Raw genomic sequence first — 16048 nt, forward strand, 5'->3', positions numbered from 1 at the left:
ACTCGGCACGGGGTGGGGAGGGAGTGGCGGGAGGGGCGGAGGAGGCTCAGCCCCAGATGGCGTCCGCCCACTCGGGGTGGTCGACGAACGGGTTCCGGTTGCCCTGCCACGTGGTGAAGATCGCGTCGTTGCGGGCCATCTCGAAGGCGTCCGGCGGGTCCTCGGCGTTCCAGGCCAGCAGGACGGAGAGCCGGCCGATGTGCGGGGCGGAGCCGTTGCCGACCAGGTCGTTGACCTCGAGGTCGGCGAAGCCGTCGTCGCCCTCGTAGCGCACCGACATGTAGAAGATCATCCGAGCCACGTCGCCCTTGACCGCGTCGCGCGGCTCCCAGGAGTCGGAGTCGGCGTAGTTGCCGGGCGCCTCACTGTTCTCGGTGCCGCCCTCGTCGAAGTCGAGGTTGCCGCGGGCGGAGTTCACCGTGACGTCGGTGGGCCGCAGGTGGTGGACGTCGGTGCCCGGCCCGGTCGTGGTGCCGAAGTCGCCGTGGCTCTTGGCCCACACGTGCTCGCGGTTCCAGTCGTCGACGCCGCCACCGTTGGTGTTCTTGGGCACCGAGTCGCCGGTGTAGAGCTCGATGACGTTGTTGCTGTTGGCCGGGTCCTCGTCGGTGTCCTTGAGCGCGTCCCAGACCTGGGAGTAGCTCAGCCGCGTGACGTCGGTGGAAATGATCTCGTGCAGCTCGGCCTCGAGCGCGGAGCCGCTCAGCCCCAGCGCGGAGGCGTAGTAGGTGTCGTCGTAGTCACCGGTGCCGCCGGTCGGCTCGCTCGTGGGGCTGCCGGTGGGGCTGCTGGTGGGCGTGGGGCTGGACGTCGGCGTGCCGGCCGCGAGCGCGAACGCGCTGGGGCTCTTCAGCCCCGGCGCGGAGAAGTAGGCGGTGAGGCTGCCGGTGACGTCGATCCTCGTCCCCATCAGGTCGGGGTTCGAGGCCAGGCCCCAGCCGCTGCGCCAGGCGCTGGTGACCTGGACGTAGAGCATCGCGTCGGTGTCGGTCTCGCCGGGGCTGTCGGCGAGCGCGAGCGCGTAGTCGTTGGGGAACCCGCTGGTGACGACCGTGTCGGTGGAGGTCGGCTGCCCGACGACGTAGCCGCGGACGGTCGCGGAGGCCCCGCCCTGGCTCGACCGGGCCTGCGCGACGGTGAGCGTCGTATCGGCCGCCCGTGCCGTCGAGCCGGGCAGGGCGCCGGTGGAGCCCGCGAGCACGGGTGCGAGCACCAGGGCCGCGCCGAGCGTGAGGGCCGTGAGGAGGGTGGCGAGCAGCGGGGCTGCGGGGAGGGGCGCCCGACGGCGCGACCGGAGGTCCATGAGCGCACTCCACCGCCTCGGGCCACGGCGCACCAGAGCGGCACAGGCTCCTGTTCTCGCACTGCACGGACCTGCAGGTCCGTGCAGTGCGAGACGTCAGGTCGCGGGCCCGGCCGACGGGCAACAGGTCAGCCCGCCATCCCCCCGACGGAGCCGCCCGCCATGCCGCCCGCCGTGCCGCCGGCCTGGGCGAGCCGCACCACGACGGGCCGGTGCGGCACCAGCCCGAGGCTCTGCTCGACGACCGCGAGGAACCTGTCGGCGTCGCGGACCAGGTCGTCGGCCTCCCGCTCGGTGACCGCGCGGCGCGAGCCCGCCTCGGCCGCGGCCCGCTTGGCGGCACCTGCGGCGAAGAACTGCGCCCACTCGCCCAGCTCGGGGGCGACCTCGGCCAGCAGCACCCAGGCGCTCTTCTGCGGGCGTCGGCGGGCGCCGGCGTCCGGCCTGGCGCGGGCGGCGAGCAGCGCCGCCGCGGCCCGCAGCGCCCCCACGTGGGCGCTCGCGTAGCGCAACGCCACGTCGGTGGCGGTCACCGCCTCGGCGATCGAGTCGGCCGAGCGCAGCAGGTAGGAGTGCGTCGTGGCCGGCAGCAGGTGCGGCGGAGGCGCCTCCACCCAGGGGCTCTCGCCCGAGCGTGCGCGCGCCCGCGTCGTGCGGGCGGGTCGTCGTGTGGTGCTCATGCGTGCCTCCTCAGTCCGCGCAGCCGACGAGCTGCCAGCGGCCGTCGGCGGTGTCGAAGGACAGCTCGACCACGCCGCCGCCGGTCACCGCGCCGCGGCCGACCTCGACGCGCCAGCACTCCCGCTCGACCAGCAGCCGCTCCAGCACGGAGCCCTCCGGTGTCTGCGCCGCCGCGGAGGGCATCGGCTCGTCGGTGCCGCGCAGCGCGTCCGCCTCGCCACTGCCCCACCAGGCGGTCGTCTCGATCCACCGGGCCAGCACGGCGCGCACCCGCCACAGCCGGCCGCGCCACAGCAGCTGGGCCGGGCCGTCCTCACCGGGCCACCCGGGCACCTCGCCGCGTCGGACCTCCACGTCCTCCTCGTACCGCCTCATGCGCACACCTCGTTCCCCGACCCTGCCATCGTTCGAACGGCCGTTCGAACTAGGAAGGACGATAGAGGGGACCTCCGACAGCGACAACCGCCTCCCCCCGAGGACGGGGAGAGGCGGTCGTGGGCGGGCGGTCGGGCCGCTCGGGGCGGGCGTACGTCAGGAGTGCACGTAGCGGCGCGTGTCGTGCAGGAAGCGCGAGGACGGCGGGGTCCAGGCCGCCACGAGGATGCCGGCGATCACCACGAGCCCGGCCACGCCCAGCGCGACGAAGGTGGCCGGCGGGGCCACGCGGATCGCGGCGCCGGTGCCGACGGCGACCAGCAGCAGCACGGCGGTGAGCGCGTACCGCGCCCACGGGTTGCCCTCGAAGAAGAGCAGCGTGAGCACGCCGAGCAGCAGCACCAGCACGATGAACAGCACCAGGGTCACCGGGAAGAACTGCGGCACCGCGATGGGCTGCTCGTCGATCAGGTAGTCCAGGCCGGCGGTCTGCACGATCTCGCGGGCCTCGCGGTGCCCCTCGGCCCAGCTGAGCACCAGGTTCCGGTTCAGCACCCGCACGAGGACGACGGCGAGCAGACCCAGCAGGGTCAGCAGGCCGAAGAGCATCAGGGTCAGTCGCACGGTCGCCGGCCGACGGGGTGCCTCCACGGATGGTCCTTCCTCTCGCCGGCGGCGCCCACCCGGGCAGCCAGGACGTCCGGCACTGCCCCTGACTCTAGGGTCAGGTCCATGAGCACGCAGAACTCCGACGGCTCCCCCACCCGGCAGCCCACCGAGGAGCACCCCGGCATCGCCCGCTTCCGCGCGGCCCACGCCGAGCGCGGGGGCACCGGGGAGGTCGTCGTCCTGCCCGAGGGCGTGCACACGGCCGCGCTGGCCGCCGAGGCGCTGGGCTGCGAGGTCGGGGCGATCGCCAACAGCCTCCTGTTCGAGGTGCCCGCCGAGGGGGACGGCCAGGAGGACAGCGGCGGCCGACCCGTCCTGGTGCTGACCTCCGGCGCCCACCGGGTCGACGTGGCGGCCACGGCGGCGCGCCTCGGGGTGCCGCGGCTGAAGCGGGCGAGCCCCGCGTTCGTCCGCGCGCACACCGGCCAGGTGATCGGCGGGGTCTCCCCGCTCGGGCACCCCGCCCCGGTCCCCACCTACCTGGACCCGTGGCTCGAGCGGCACCCGGTCGTCTGGGCCGCGGCCGGTCACCCCGCCGCGGTGTTCTCCACCACCTTCGCCGAGCTCGTGGCACTGACCGGCGCCCCGGTCGTGGACGTCGAGCCGTGAGCGACCTCCCGGTCGTCACCGCGCTGCACCTCGCCCCGCGGCACCACGCACCGACCGAGCAGGTCGACGCGATCGCGGTCGAGGCCGGGCGCGGTGTCGTCGGCGACCGCTACCACGGCAGCCGGCACCGGCACGTGAGCGTGCAGTCGGCACCGAGCCTCGCCGAGGCCGCCGGCGTCCTCGGCGCGCCGGTGGAGCCCGGCGCCACCCGGCGCACCGTCACGGTCTCGGACGGACGGGTGCCCACCGAGCCCGGGGCGGTGCTGCGCCTGGGCGACCCGGCCCGCCCCGACGAGCAGGTCGTGCTGGAGGTCGTGCGGGTCGCGGCACCCTGCGCGCTCATGGAGACCAGCGTCGGCCCGGGCGCCAAGGCGGCGCTGCGCCGACGGGCGGGCTCGGTGCTGCGGGCACTGACCTCGGGCACCGTGCGCGTCGGCGACCCGGTCAAGGGGCTGCTCGGCGACTGACCCGGCCGCTCCCCCTACCCTTCCCCCGTGAGCCGGACGGTGGGGAGCGCGCAGTGAGCAGGGTCGTCGTGGTCGGCGCCGGGCTCGCGGGGCTCGCCGCGGCCCTGCGGTGCGCGAAGCAGGGCCACGAGGTGGTGCTGCTCGAGCGCGGCACCACCCTCGGCGGGGCCCTCGGCACGGTCGCGACCGACGGCTTCACCTGGGACGCGGGGCCCGACCGGACCCTCCTGCCCGCCGTCGTCCGCGACCTGTTCCGCAAGACCGGGCGACCGCTGGAGCGCGAGCTGGACCTGGTGCCGCTCGAGGCCCACCGCGAGCACCGCTTCCCCGACGGCACCGCCGTGCGGCTCGAGGCCGGCAGGGCGGCGGCGATCCGCGCCGTCGAGACGCTGAGCCCCGGCCTGGGCCGCGCCTGGGCCGCGCACGTCGGCTCGTACGCGAGCACGTGGGAGGCCCTGCGGCCCACGTTCGAGCACCCGGTGCCCGACGCCGGCCCCGGTGAGGAGGCGGCACGCCTGCTGCGCTCACGGGCCTCGCTGGCCCGGTCGCTGCGCCGGGCGCTGCCCGACCCGCGCCTGCGTGCCGTGGCCGCACACCCGTTCGTCGCCGACGGCCACGACCCGCGCGAGGTGCCGGCCTGGGCCGGCCTCGTCACCTACCTCGAGCAGACCTTCGGCACCTGGACCCTGCCCGGGGGGCTGGCCCTGCTGGGCGAGCACCTGGCCGCGCGGCTGCCGCTGCGGGGCGTCGACGTGCGCACCGGGGTGCGCGTCACCGACCTGAGGGTCGAGCCGGGGCGCCGGGCCGTGCGCGGGGTGGTCACCGACGCCGGCGACGTCGACGCCGACGTCGTCCTGCTCGCCACCGACCCCCGCACCCTGCCGGTCGGCGCGGCCCTGCTGCCGGGGCTGCGCCGCACGCTGCCCGCCCTGCCTCCGCGCGTGGTGCACCTCGGCCTGGAGGGCAGCGAGACCCTGGACGCCGAGACCGTGCTGCACCCGGTGCACGAGGGACGACGCGGACGGCCCGGCGACCCGCTGCTCGTCGTGCGGCCCGGCGGGACGGCGCCGGCCGGCCGCACCGCCTGGACGGTGCACGTGCGGGGCACCCTCCTCGAGGACGTGCCCACGGCCCTGGCCCGGCACGGCCTCGACGTCCGCGACCGGGTGGTGGCCACGCTCGACCGCAGCCCCACCGAGCTGGTCAGCGCCTGGCACGGCACCCCGCTCGGGGTCCGCTGGGCCGGCCCGCGCACCCTCGCGCAGCGGGCCGAGGTCCGCACGGGGGTCGACGGGCTGCACGTGGTCGGCGCGCACGCCGCGGCGCTGCCCGGGCTCCCGTTCGCGGGGCTCACCGCGGCCGTGGCCGCCGAGCTGGTCGGCAAGGCCTGAGACCGGAGGCCTCGGAGGTCTCGGCGTGCGCTCGCAGGCTCGCTGCTCGCCCCCCGGTGGGTCGCCGGCCACCACCGGGGAGGCTCAGGCCCGGGTGACGTCCAGCTTCTCGAAGATCTCGCGCGTCGCGCGGGACCGGTTCAGCGTGTAGAAGTGCAGCCCGGGTGCCCCGGCGTCGAGCAGGTCCTGGCACAGCTCGGCCGCGATCGCGATGCCCTCGGCGCGCATCGAGACGGGGTCGCCCTCGTGGGCGGCGATCCTGGCCACCACGTCCTCGGGGACCTCGGTGCCGATCAGCTCGCCCTGGCGGCGGACCGCCGCGAGGTTGAGGATCGGCATGATGCCCGGCAGCACCGGCAGGTCGACGCCGCGCTCGCGCACCCGCTCGACCAGGTCCACGTAGTCGGCGGCGCGGAAGAACATCTGGGTGACGGCGAACTCGGCGCCGGCGCGCGCCTTGAGCGCGAGGACGTCGGCGTCGTGGTCCAGCGACGGCGAGGAGGGGTGGGTCTCGGGGAACGCGGCGACACCGATGCGGAACTCGCCCTTGGCTGCGGCCATCTCCACCAGCTCCGAGGCGTGGGTGAGGCCACCGGGCGTCGGCGTCCACGCGGCCCGCGGCCCGTCCTCCGGGTCGCCGCGCAACGCCATCACGTGGTGCACCCCGGCGGCGGCGTAGTCGTCGAGGATCTGCCCGAGCTCCTCGCGGGTGTGCCCCACGCAGGTCAGGTGGGCCATCGGCAGCAGCGTGGTCTCCTCGGCGATGCGCCGCGTGATGCGCAGCGTCCGGTCGCGCGAGGAGCCTCCGGCGCCGTAGGTCACCGAGACGAACGTCGGCTGGTAGGCCTCCAGCTCGCGGACGGTCTGCCACAGCTGCGCCTCCCCCGCCTCGTCCTTGGGCGGGAAGAACTCGAACGAGAACGAGCGCCGACCCTCACGGATGAGGTCGGTGAGTGCGCGTCCACGGCCGATCGTCATGCCCACGATTCTAGGGAGCGGCCCGGGGTTTCCCCGCTTCGCCGTCCACCTCCGGCGTCCGCCCGTGCACCGTCTACGGTTACCTGCGTGACCCCCGACGCCTCCCCCGACGTCCCGATTCCCGAGCAGGCCGACGCCCGGCCGTGGGACGCGGCCGCGTTCCGCGCACGGGTGCAGAGCGCGCTCGAGCAGTTCCTCGACACCCAGGCCGAGCGCCTCGCGCCGCTGGGCCCCGACGCCGACCGGCTGGTCGCCGAGGCCCGCGCCGTCGTCTCGGGAGGCAAGCGGTTCCGTGCCGCCTTCTGCTGGTGGGGCCACCAGGCCGTCGCGGGCGCGTTCGCGGAGGGAGAGAAGGAAGGCCAGGCGGACGCGGCGCACGAGGACGCCCTGGTGCGCGCCTCGGCCGCGCTGGAGCTGCTGCACGCCAGCGCCCTCGTGCACGACGACCTCATGGACGCCTCCGACACCCGCCGTGGCCGCCCTGCGACCCACCGCGGATTCGAGGCCGAGCACCGCGCCGACGCGTGGCGCGGCGACCCCGAGCAGTACGGCGCCGCGGCGGCGATCCTGCTGGGCGATCTGCTGCTGAGCTGGTCCGACGAGCTGCTGCGCACCTGCGGCCTGCCCACCGAGCGGGTCGCCGCGGCGCTGGCGGTGCTCGACGCCTGCCGCACCGAGGTGATCGCCGGACAGTTCCTCGACGTCTCCGTGCAGGCCCGCGGCCGCGCCGACGTCGACGCCGCGATGACCGTCCTGCGCTACAAGTCCGCCAAGTACTCCATCGAGCGCCCGCTGCACGTGGGGGCGGCCCTGGCCGGGGCGGACGAGGCACAGGTCCGCGCCCTCACCGGCTTCGGCCTGCCCCTGGGCGAGGCGTTCCAGCTGCGCGACGACCTGCTGGGCGTCTACGGCGACCCCGCCACCACGGGCAAGCCCGCCGGTGACGACCTGGTCGAGGGCAAGCGCACCGTGCTGGTCGCGCTGGCGCTCGACGCCGCCTCCGAGGAGGACGCCGCGCTGCTCGACCGCTCGCTGGGGCGCCCCCTGACCGACGAGCAGGTCGACCGGCTGCGCGCGGTCATCACCGAGGCCGGCGCCGCCGCCCAGGTCGAGGAGGTCATCACCGCGCTGGCCGACCGAGCCGTGGGCGTGCTGCGGAGCAGCGGCTTCGACCCGCGCGCCATCGCGGTGCTGACCCAGCTGGCCTCGGCGGCCACCCAGCGCGCCCTCTGAGCGCGGGTCGGCCGCGCGGGGCTCAGGGGCCGACGCGCAGGAAGGTCCAGCCCCCGTCGGCGGACCAGTACCACTCGCCGGCCTCGCCACGCACCAGCTGCTCCGTGCGCGGCTCGACGTCGGCCTCGGTCACCGGGTAGAGCACGTAGTAGCCCTCGGCCTTGGCGGGGAGGAGCCCCGCGCCGTTCGAGAACGGCTCGCCGTCGACACCCGTGCTCGCCAGCGTCCCGTCGGTGTGCCGGGCCATCACGTCGAGCGCGGCGTCCGGCAGGTCCGTGGCGGCCACGTAGCGCAGCCCGGACTCCGGGTCGGTCTCGGCCAGCGCGCCGGTGGAGACCACCGCGCCCTGCTCGGCCCCGCCCGTGCCGGTGGGGGTGCCCGGCTCGCGCCCGGAGATCAGCCAGATGCCGATGACGACCACCAGCACCAGCACGATCGCGAGCGCGCCCGAGGGCCCGCCCCGCTGGGGGCGGACGTTCTCGGGCTGGAGCCGGTAGACCATGTCTCGTGCGCCGTGGGGCGCCTCAGAAGGCCATGGCCTGCGCGCGGCGCTTGACCTCGGAGCCGCGGTTCTCGCGCAGCGCGTCGATCGGGCGACCGGGCAGGTCGGCGTCCAGGAAGATCCAGGCGATGCACTCGCGGTCGTCGTAGCCGTTGTCGTGCATCATCGTCAGCAGGCCGGGCAGGCCCTTGACGGGCTCCCCGGTCTCGGTGTCGATCAGCAGCGCGGGCACGCGCTGCCCGGCCTTGGGCCACGGCACGGCGCCGGCCAGCTGGTGTTCCTTGATCATGGTGCGGACCTTCGCGGGGGTCACGCCGAGGAGCTGGGCGGCCTCGGACCACTCCAGCCAGTCCTCGACGAGCACCGCGAGGTCGTGCTCGGCCAGGGGCGTCTCGCTCATGGGTCCATGCTCCCACGACCGGCACGTGCGTCCACCTCCCCGGAGCCCTCCCCGGGACGCGCCCCCGGGGCGGGGCGTCGTACGGCGTGCTTGCAGCGGCACGGAGCGCGCGGACCGTACGATTGCGGCTCACCCGAGCGAGGCGGAGAGGAGCCCGACGTGCCCGACCCGGGAGATCCCCTCCTCGGCCGCGTGCTCGACGGCCGCTACCGCGTCGACGTCGCCGTCGCCCGGGGTGGCATGGCCACCGTCTACGAGGCGCACGACCTGCGCCTGGACCGCACCGTGGCCGTCAAGGTCATGCACGTGGGTCTCGGCGACGACGGCGCCTTCGCCGCCCGCTTCGTCCGCGAGGCCCGGGCGGCCGCGCGCCTGTCCCACCCCAACGTCGTCGCCGTCCACGACCAGGGGGACGACGGCGGCACGCTGTTCCTCGCCATGGAGCTGGTGCGCGGGCACACCCTGCGCGAGGTGATCGGCAAGGAGGCGCCGATGGGCCCGGCCCGCGCCCTCGCGCTGCTGGAGCCGGTCGTCTCCGCGCTGGCCGCCGCGCACCGCGCGGGCGTCGTGCACCGCGACGTGAAGCCGGAGAACGTGCTCATCGCCGACGACGGCCGGATCAAGGTCGCCGACTTCGGCCTGGCCAAGGCCGTCGGCACCGACACCCAGCACACCGCGACCGGCGGCATCCTCATCGGCACCGTGTCCTACCTCGCGCCCGAGCTGGTCGCCGAGGGCGTCAGCGACGCCCGGGCGGACGTCTACGCTGCCGGCGTCCTGGCCTACGAGCTGCTGACCGGCCGCAAGCCGCACGAGGGCGAGACCCCCATCCAGGTGGCCTACAAGCACGTGAACTCCGACGTGCCCGCGCCCTCGGCGCTGGTGCCGGGCCTGCCGGACTTCGTCGACGCGTTCGTCGCCCGCGCCACGGCGCGCGACCGCTCGCAGCGGCCCGCCGACGCCGGCGTGCTGCTGCACCACCTGCACCGGGTGGCGCACGCGGTGGCCGAGGGCAGCCGCAGCGACCCCGAGCTCACCCAGGACCTGGCGCCGCTGCGCCTGGGCACCGTGCCCATCGCGCTGGCCGGCGCCGCCGCACCGGCACCCACCGAGCACCGCCTCGACGACTCCTCCCCCCAGGTGCTGGAGCCCGAGGAGCTCGACGACTTCGCGCGGGGCTACCCCGTGGACACCGGCGCGACCCACCGTGCCGAGGCGACGGAGGAGACCACCGTCGTCCCGTCCGTCCCGGCAGCGGCCGCCGCACCGGTGCCCGCCGTCCGCCCGGCCCCCGAGCCGCCCGCGGAGCAGCACGCCCCGGCCCGCGGGCCCCGGCGTCGTCGTCGCGGGCTGGTCCTGCTCGTGCTCGGCCTGGTGCTGGCCGTCGGCGTCGCCGCGGGCGCCTGGTGGTTCGGCTGGGCCCGCTACACGACCGTGCCGGCGGTGCTGGGCCAGACCCGGGCGGCCGCCGTGGCCGAGCTCGAGGACGCGGGGTTCGACGTCACCGTGGGCGACCCCGTCTTCAGCAACACCGTCGAGCAGGGTCGAGTGGTCTCGGCCGACCCCGGGGCCGGGCAGCGGCTGCTGCCGGGGGCGAGCATCGAGATCATCGTCTCGCGCGGCGTCGAGGAGTACCCGGTGCCCGACGTGGTCGGCTCCGCCCTCCAGGCGGCCCGGCGGGCCGTCGCGGGCACCAGCCTCGCCGTCGGCGACGTCGTCCGCCGCTACTCCGAGACCGTCGCCGAGGGCGACGTCATCTCCACCGACCCGCGGGCCGGGGTCGTCCTGCGCCCCGGCGCGAGGGTCGACCTGGTGGTCAGCAAGGGCCGCCGCCCCATCCCCGTCGGCAGCTGGGTGGGCAAGGACGCCGAGGTCGCCACCGCGCGCCTGGAGAAGCGCGGCCTCGTGGTGGACGCCTCCACGGAGGTCCACGACGACACGGTGCCCGAGGGCGCGGTGGTCTCGCAGTCCCCCACCGACGGCACCCTGTACCGCGGCGAGACCGTCTCGCTCACCGTCTCGCTGGGCCCCGAGATGGTCGAGGTGCCCGGGGTGCGCGCCCAGGGCGTCGACGCCGCGACCGAGACCCTCGAGGCGGCCGGCTTCGTCGTCGAGGTCGAGCAGGTCTCCGACTACCTCGGCCTCGGGTTCGTGTACCGCACCGACCCGTCCGCGGGAACGATGCTGCCGAAGGGCAGCACGGTGACGATCTTCATCATCTGAGCGCCACGCCCGGGGCACCGGGCGCGCTCCGGGATCACAGCCGGGCTCAGACCCTGGCTCAGACCCTGGCCGGCTCCGGGGCGACCCGGGCGAGATGACGCTCGGCCGCGCGCGCGGCCGGGTGCAGCCCGACCGCGGCCACCACCACGAGCGCCAGCAGCACGCCCCACCCCCACGTGCCCTGGCCCATGGTCAGCCACGTGAACGCGGCCGGCGCCCAGACGTTGCCGGCGGTGTAGCCCAGCTGGGCGACGCCCTGGTACTCGCCGCGACGCTCGGGGTCGGAGAGCTCGGCCTGCAGGCCCCACTGCCCGGCCGACTGCCACAGCTCGGAGCCGGTGATGGTCACGTGGCCGAGGACGAGCAGCAGCACGGTGGCCCACCCGAGCGTCTCGTGGGTGGTGAGGAGCACCAGGAAGGACAGCAGCAGGCAGGCGGCACCACGACGCTCGGAGCGCAGCGAGCTGGCGACGTCCGCCACCCCGCGCGAGGCGGCCACCTGCAGCGTCACGGCCATCACCGTGTTGAGGCCGAACAGCACGGCCACCAGCTCGCGCGGCGCGTCGGTCTCCTGGACGACCCAGACGGGCACGACGACGTTGAGCAGCACCTGGTGGGAGCCGAGGACGCCGTCGAGCACGCTGGTCAGCAGGAAGCCCCGGTTGGCCAGGGCGCGGCGCGGGTCCCGCGAGCGTCGCCACCAGGCACGGCCCTCGCCCTGCGCGGCCGGCCGGGCAGCCGCCTCCCGGCCGGGCTCGCGCACGACGGGCAGGCGGGCGACCAGCACGGTGTTGACGAGCAGGACGGCGGCGGTGAGCAGCGGCAGCGCCTGGACGAGCGTGAGCCCGGGAGCGGCCAGCGCGAGGCCCGCCGCGAGCGCGCCGAGGCTGTAGCCGACGTTGCGCGCGGCGCGCATGTAGGCCAGCGACCGGACGCGGGTCTCGCGCGGGAAGACGGCGAACCGGTAGGCGTTGCGGCCCGACCGGGCCCAGCTCTCGGCCACCTCCAGGGCCACCGCGACGACCAGGAACGAGGCCAGCCCCCCGGCCAGCGGCCAGGCGGCGAACACGAGCGCCTGGGCCAGGCTGCCGAGGATCCAGGTGCGGCGGGTGCCGACCCGGTCGGCGAGGCGCCCCAGCGGCACCGCGACCAGGAACGTCACCAGCCCGGCGACGGTGAGGCCGAGGCCGACCTCGGTGCCGGTGAGCCCCACGACGCGGATGAGGTAGACCGCCGAGCCCGCGAGGAACGTGCCCTCGGCGAACGCGGAGAGCACCGACTGGTAGCTCATCGCCCGCACCAGCGGGTCGTCGCTGAGCACCCGGTCCCGCAGTCGTACGGCCCAGCCCCGAGCGTCCGTGCTCATCGACACCTCTTTATCTCGACATCAAGTATCTCGATGTGAAGATATACCCGAGCGTCGGGGACCAGGGAATCCTGGACGGGGTCGGTCGGGCAACCGCATTCTGTCTTCACGCGGTCTTCACTCAGGCGCCTGGCGGGTCCGGCCGAGTGAGAGGGGTGACACCCGCCTCACCGTCGAGGAGAACCATGGCCGCCTCGAACCTCGAAGGCCTCTACCGCGAGCTCCAGTCCCAGTTCACCGGGCACGAGCTGATGCTGAGCCCCGTCTGCACCCGCGTGCTGCTGCGCACCGGCGTCAACCTCAAGGCGCTCCGCCCCGACCAGGCCGCCGACGCCGCGCTGCTCGGCAGCGTCCGCGCCGTGCTGGCCGAGATGGGCTACGCCGCCTGACCAGCGGGCCTCCCCGTCCACGGGGGCGCGCCCGTCGGCGCCGCTCCCCCTCCCTTCCCCTCGAGGAGACCTCGTGACCCAGACCGTCCCGACCGCACCCCGACCCCGCGTCAGCGGTGCCCGCGCGACCTCCGTGCACACCTCCGGCCCCGCGAGCGAGGTCGTCGCCACGCTGAGCGACCGCCTGGCCGCGCAGGCGCCTGCCGCCGTGTGGTTCTTCGCCTCCTCCGACCTCGAGGCCGCCGACCTCGCCGCGCCGCTGGCCGCGGCCCTGCCCGGTGCCGTGGTGACCGGCTGCTCCACCGCCGGGGAGTTCACCGAGTCCGCCGGTGGCACCGGCGGGGTGTCCGCGTTCGCGCTGCCCGCAGCCCACGTCCTGCGTGCCGAGCCCGTGCTGGTCGACCTCGCGGCCGGCGTGCGCGAGGGCGTCGAGGCCGCCGTCGCCCGGCTGGAGACCGCCGTCGGGCCGCTGCGCGACCTCGACCCGACCCGGTGGGTGGGGGTCCTGCTGGTGGACGGCATGCACGGTGCCGAGGAGGCCGTGAGCGCCGCCCTGGGCAACGCCGCTCCCCTGCTGCACGTGGTCGGCGGCTCCGCCGGCGACGACCTGAAGTTCGAGTCCACCTGGGTCAGCGTCGGCGAGCAGGTCTCGACCCGGGGTGCCTCACTGGTCCTGCTCGAGCTGGCCGTGCCCTTCGCCGTCGTCCGCACCGCCTCGTTCCGCGAGCTCGGGCGCAGCGTCACCGTCACCCGCGCCGACGCCGCCACCCGCACCGTGTGGGAGCTCGACGGCCGCCCGGCCGTCGAGGCCTACGCGGACGCCGTGGGCTGCGAGGTCGACGAGGTCGGCTCGGAGCAGTTCATGCGGCACCCGCTGGGGCTGATGATGGACGGCAAGCCGTTCGTCCGCAGCCCGCAGCAGGTCGTCGACGGAGGCGGCATCGTCTTCTACTGCGAGGTCCTCGAGGGGATGTCCGTCGAGGTCCTCGACGCCACGGACATCGTCAGCGAGACCCGGCTCGCGCTGGAGGCGACCCGGGCCGAGCTGGGCGGGGAGGTCTCCGGTGCGCTGCTGTTCAACTGCATCCTGCGGCGCCTGGACCTCGACGCCCAGCACGCGCACGAGTCCTTCCGCGACGTCTTCGCCGACATCCCCGCCGCGGGGTTCCACACCTACGGCGAGACCTGGATGGGCCATGAACCAGACCCTCACCGGCCTCGTCCTCGGCTGAGGGCCCTGGGGGCTCGGAGCCCCGGGGACGTCTGCCCCCTGAGACTTCTGCCCTGCGTCCCCGGGACGGTGCGCAGGTGCAGAGGACGAGACACGGCCCGACCGCGCGGAGCAGCGCGGTCGGGCCGTGACCATCTCCCGACGGGGTGGACCTCAGCCCAGCGCCCGCTCGCGCAGCTTCTTGAGCAGCTCGATGTCGCGGGTCTCCTCGCGGCTCCCCGGCGTCTCCAGGACGAACGGGACGCCGGCCAGCGCCGGGTGCGCGAAGAGCTCGGCGAACGCGTCCTCGCCGATGTGGCCCTCGCCGATCTTCTGGTGCCGGTCCTTGAACGCCCCGCGCACGTCCATCGAGTCGTTGGCGTGCACGAGCCGCAGGCGGTCCGGTCCGCCGATCTCCACGATCCGCTCGACCGTGGCCGCGGCGCCGCCCGCCTCGTCCAGCGGGGCGCCGGCGGCGAAGACGTGGCAGGTGTCCAGGCAGACGCCGGCCTTGGGGTGCATGTCCAGGGCACCCAGGTAGTGCTCGAGGTCGTCGACGCCGGCGCACAGCGAGCGGCCCTGTCCGGCGGTGGGCTCCAGCAGCAGCCACGGGGCGTCGTCCCCCAGCGTCTCCAGCACCGGCAGCAGCCCCTCACGGACCTGGCGCATCGCCGCGGCGAACCGCTCCTCGCCGGCGGCCGGGTCGTGGTCGACGAACGAACCGGTGTGCACCACCACGCCCTCCGCGCCGATCTCGACCGCGCGGCGCAGGTTGTGGGCCACGACCGCGACGGACTTCTCGTAGGTCGCCGGCGTCGGGGACCCCAGGTTCACCAGGTAGGGCGTGTGGATGAACGAGCGCACGCCCAGCTCGGCCGTGCGCTCCTTGAACGCCGCGTCCTCCGCGGGCTTGCCCGCCGAGAGCGCCCAGCCACGGGGGTTGCCGACGAAGACCTGGAGCGTCTCCGCGCCCAGCGCCAGCGCGTCGACCAGCGCGCCGCTCGCCAGGCCCTTGCCGACCGTCACGTGGGTGCCGATCGGGTTGCGGAGGGTCTGCTCGCTGCTGTCCAGCCGCTGCGTGGTGCTCATGGGCGCAGTCTCCCCCGCGACCCCCGGCACCGCCGAGTCGGCGGGAGCCTCAGAGCGAGGCGAGGACGCCGGCGGCCTTCTCGGCCTGGGCCCGGGAGACGTCCAGGTGGGTGACCGCGCGGACCGTGCGCGGGCCGACGGCGGAGATCCGCACCCCGGCCTCGGCGGCCCGGGCGACGAACGCGGGGGCGTCGGGACGCTGGGCGACCACGATGTTCGTGGGGCAGGTGGCCGGGTCGACGCCCAGCGCCTCCGCCAGCAGCCGGGCGTGCGCGTGGTCCTCGGCGAGCCGCTCGACGTGGTGGTCCAGCGCGTGCAGGCCGGCGGCGGCGAGGATGCCCACCTGGCGCATGCCGCCGCCCAGGCGCTTGCGCCGCACCCGGGCGGTCGCGACCGCCTCGGCCGTGCCGACCATGAGCGAGCCGACAGGCGCGCCCAGCCCCTTGGAGAGGCAGACCGCCAGCACGTCGGCGACCTCGCCGTACGCGCTCAGCGGCGTGCTGGTCGCGACGTGGGCGTTCCAGAGCCGGGCACCGTCGACGTGCACGGCCACACCCGCCTCGTCCGCGAAGGACCGCAGACGGCGCAGGTCCTCGATGTCGGTGACGGTGCCGCCGGCGAAGTTGTGGGTGTTCTCCACCGAGATCGCGGCCGTCGCCACGAAGTAGGGGCCCATGTCGGGGGCGAGCATGTCGGCGATCTGCTCGTGGTCCGGGGCGCCGGACGGGTGGCGCCAGGTGCGCATCGTGACCCCGGTGACCGCGCCGTGCGCACCGAGCTCCGCACGGGCGATGTGGGCGCTGGCCTCGCACAGCACCTCCTGGCCCGGCTCCACCACGGACGCCACGGCCAGGACGTTGGCCAGCGAGCCGGTGGGGGTGAAGACGGCCGCCTCCTTGCCGAACAGCGCCGCCACGCGCTCCTCGAGCGCGTTGACGGTGGGGTCCTCCCCGTAGACGTCGTCGCCCACCTCGGCCGCGGCCATGGCCGCGCGCATCGCCTCGGTGGGTCGGGTCAGGGTGTCGGAGCGCAGGTCGATCACTCCCGCATCCTCACACCGGGCCGGACGCGGCGACGCCCCGCCCCCTCGTGGGAGGGGACGGGGCGTCGGTGCGGACCCGGCGGTCTCGAGGCTCGGGCGTGGACGCCCTCACACCTCGACC

The 16048-nt window shown here is 75.4% G+C and carries 16 protein-coding genes and 1 pseudogene; 7 read left to right on the forward strand and 10 right to left on the reverse strand.

Annotated features, from left to right (window positions below; all coding sequences use genetic code 11):
• Window positions 1–46 precede the first annotated feature (46 nt).
• The 4 genes from M8330_RS15165 to M8330_RS15180 form a co-directional block, all read right to left on the reverse strand.
• Window positions 47–1303 carry an endonuclease gene (locus M8330_RS15165; RefSeq protein ID WP_250828010.1) on the reverse strand — a complete coding sequence of 419 codons (1257 nt, stop codon included), beginning with the start codon at window positions 1301–1303 and terminating at the stop codon, window positions 47–49.
• 128 nt (window positions 1304–1431) lie between these two features.
• Window positions 1432–1983, reverse strand: a complete 552-nt coding sequence (locus tag M8330_RS15170) for an SAV_6107 family HEPN domain-containing protein (protein ID WP_250828011.1) — start codon at window positions 1981–1983, stop codon at window positions 1432–1434.
• Window positions 1984–1993: 10 nt separating this feature from the next.
• Window positions 1994–2359 carry a DUF6504 family protein gene (locus tag M8330_RS15175; RefSeq protein ID WP_250828012.1) on the reverse strand — a complete coding sequence of 122 codons (366 nt, stop codon included), beginning with the start codon at window positions 2357–2359 and terminating at the stop codon, window positions 1994–1996.
• Window positions 2360–2515: 156 nt separating this feature from the next.
• On the reverse strand, window positions 2516–3010 hold the full coding sequence (locus M8330_RS15180; protein WP_250056393.1) for a hypothetical protein: 495 nt from the start codon (window positions 3008–3010) through the stop codon (window positions 2516–2518).
• A gap of 81 nt (window positions 3011–3091) precedes the next feature.
• Between M8330_RS15180 and M8330_RS15185 the strand changes: the two genes are divergently transcribed.
• The 3 genes from M8330_RS15185 to M8330_RS15195 are packed head-to-tail and all read left to right on the forward strand — an operon-like array spanning window position 3092 to window position 5495.
• Window positions 3092–3637, forward strand: coding sequence for a YbaK/EbsC family protein (locus tag M8330_RS15185; RefSeq protein ID WP_250828013.1), 546 nt, complete (start codon window positions 3092–3094; stop codon window positions 3635–3637).
• Entirely contained in the window at window positions 3634–4104 is a 471-nt protein-coding gene (locus tag M8330_RS15190; RefSeq protein WP_250828014.1) for an MOSC domain-containing protein, read from the forward strand. Before M8330_RS15185 ends, M8330_RS15190 begins: the two co-directional genes overlap by 4 nt.
• A 53-nt stretch (window positions 4105–4157) precedes the next feature.
• Entirely contained in the window at window positions 4158–5495 is a 1338-nt protein-coding gene (locus M8330_RS15195; protein WP_250828015.1) for a phytoene desaturase family protein, read from the forward strand.
• 84 nt (window positions 5496–5579) lie between these two features.
• Here M8330_RS15195 and metF read toward each other — a convergent pair whose 3' ends face one another.
• A complete protein-coding gene (metF, locus tag M8330_RS15200; RefSeq protein ID WP_250056403.1) occupies window positions 5580–6473 on the reverse strand; it encodes a methylenetetrahydrofolate reductase [NAD(P)H] in 894 nt (297 codons plus the stop codon).
• Between the two features lie 87 nt (window positions 6474–6560).
• Here metF and M8330_RS15205 point away from each other — a divergent pair, with 87 nt between their 5' ends.
• The gene (locus tag M8330_RS15205; protein ID WP_250828016.1) at window positions 6561–7706 is read left to right on the forward strand and encodes a polyprenyl synthetase family protein; all 1146 of its coding nucleotides are present in this window, start codon (window positions 6561–6563) and stop codon (window positions 7704–7706) included.
• A 22-nt stretch (window positions 7707–7728) separates the two neighbouring features.
• On the opposite strand, the gene M8330_RS15210 is transcribed toward M8330_RS15205, so the two are convergent.
• Window positions 7729–8208, reverse strand: a complete 480-nt coding sequence (locus tag M8330_RS15210) for a ribonuclease domain-containing protein (RefSeq protein ID WP_250828017.1) — start codon at window positions 8206–8208, stop codon at window positions 7729–7731.
• 22 nt (window positions 8209–8230) lie between these two features.
• A complete protein-coding gene (locus M8330_RS15215; protein WP_250056409.1) occupies window positions 8231–8608 on the reverse strand; it encodes an Rv2175c family DNA-binding protein in 378 nt (125 codons plus the stop codon).
• Between the two features lie 159 nt (window positions 8609–8767).
• Between M8330_RS15215 and M8330_RS15220 the strand changes: the two genes are divergently transcribed.
• Complete coding sequence (locus M8330_RS15220) at window positions 8768–10831, forward strand: PASTA domain-containing protein (RefSeq protein WP_250828018.1); 2064 nt, start codon at window positions 8768–8770, stop codon at window positions 10829–10831.
• Between the two features lie 58 nt (window positions 10832–10889).
• Here the strand turns inward: M8330_RS15220 and M8330_RS15225 are convergent, their stop codons facing one another.
• A complete protein-coding gene (locus M8330_RS15225) occupies window positions 10890–12197 on the reverse strand; it encodes an MFS transporter (RefSeq protein ID WP_250828019.1) in 1308 nt (435 codons plus the stop codon).
• A gap of 185 nt (window positions 12198–12382) precedes the next feature.
• On the opposite strand from M8330_RS15225, the gene M8330_RS15230 reads away from it, so the two are divergent.
• Together M8330_RS15230 and M8330_RS22705 are read left to right on the forward strand one after the other, a co-directional pair.
• On the forward strand, window positions 12383–12586 hold the full coding sequence (locus tag M8330_RS15230; protein WP_250828020.1) for a hypothetical protein: 204 nt from the start codon (window positions 12383–12385) through the stop codon (window positions 12584–12586).
• A 208-nt stretch (window positions 12587–12794) separates the two neighbouring features.
• A pseudogene (locus M8330_RS22705) lies at window positions 12795–13712 on the forward strand (FIST signal transduction protein); the annotation flags it as partial.
• A 258-nt stretch (window positions 13713–13970) separates the two neighbouring features.
• Here M8330_RS22705 and M8330_RS15240 read toward each other — a convergent pair.
• Window positions 13971–14885: a deoxyribonuclease IV gene (locus tag M8330_RS15240; protein WP_250828022.1), complete on the reverse strand. Its 915-nt coding sequence runs from the start codon at window positions 14883–14885 to the stop codon at window positions 13971–13973.
• Window positions 14886–14934: 49 nt separating this feature from the next.
• Entirely contained in the window at window positions 14935–15927 is a 993-nt protein-coding gene (locus tag M8330_RS15245; RefSeq protein ID WP_250828023.1) for a threonine aldolase family protein, read from the reverse strand.
• Between the last annotated feature and the right edge of the window lie 121 nt (window positions 15928–16048).

Origin of the sequence: Nocardioides bruguierae (assembly GCF_023656415.1) — a bacterium.
Taxonomy (GTDB): domain Bacteria; phylum Actinomycetota; class Actinomycetes; order Propionibacteriales; family Nocardioidaceae; genus Nocardioides; species Nocardioides bruguierae.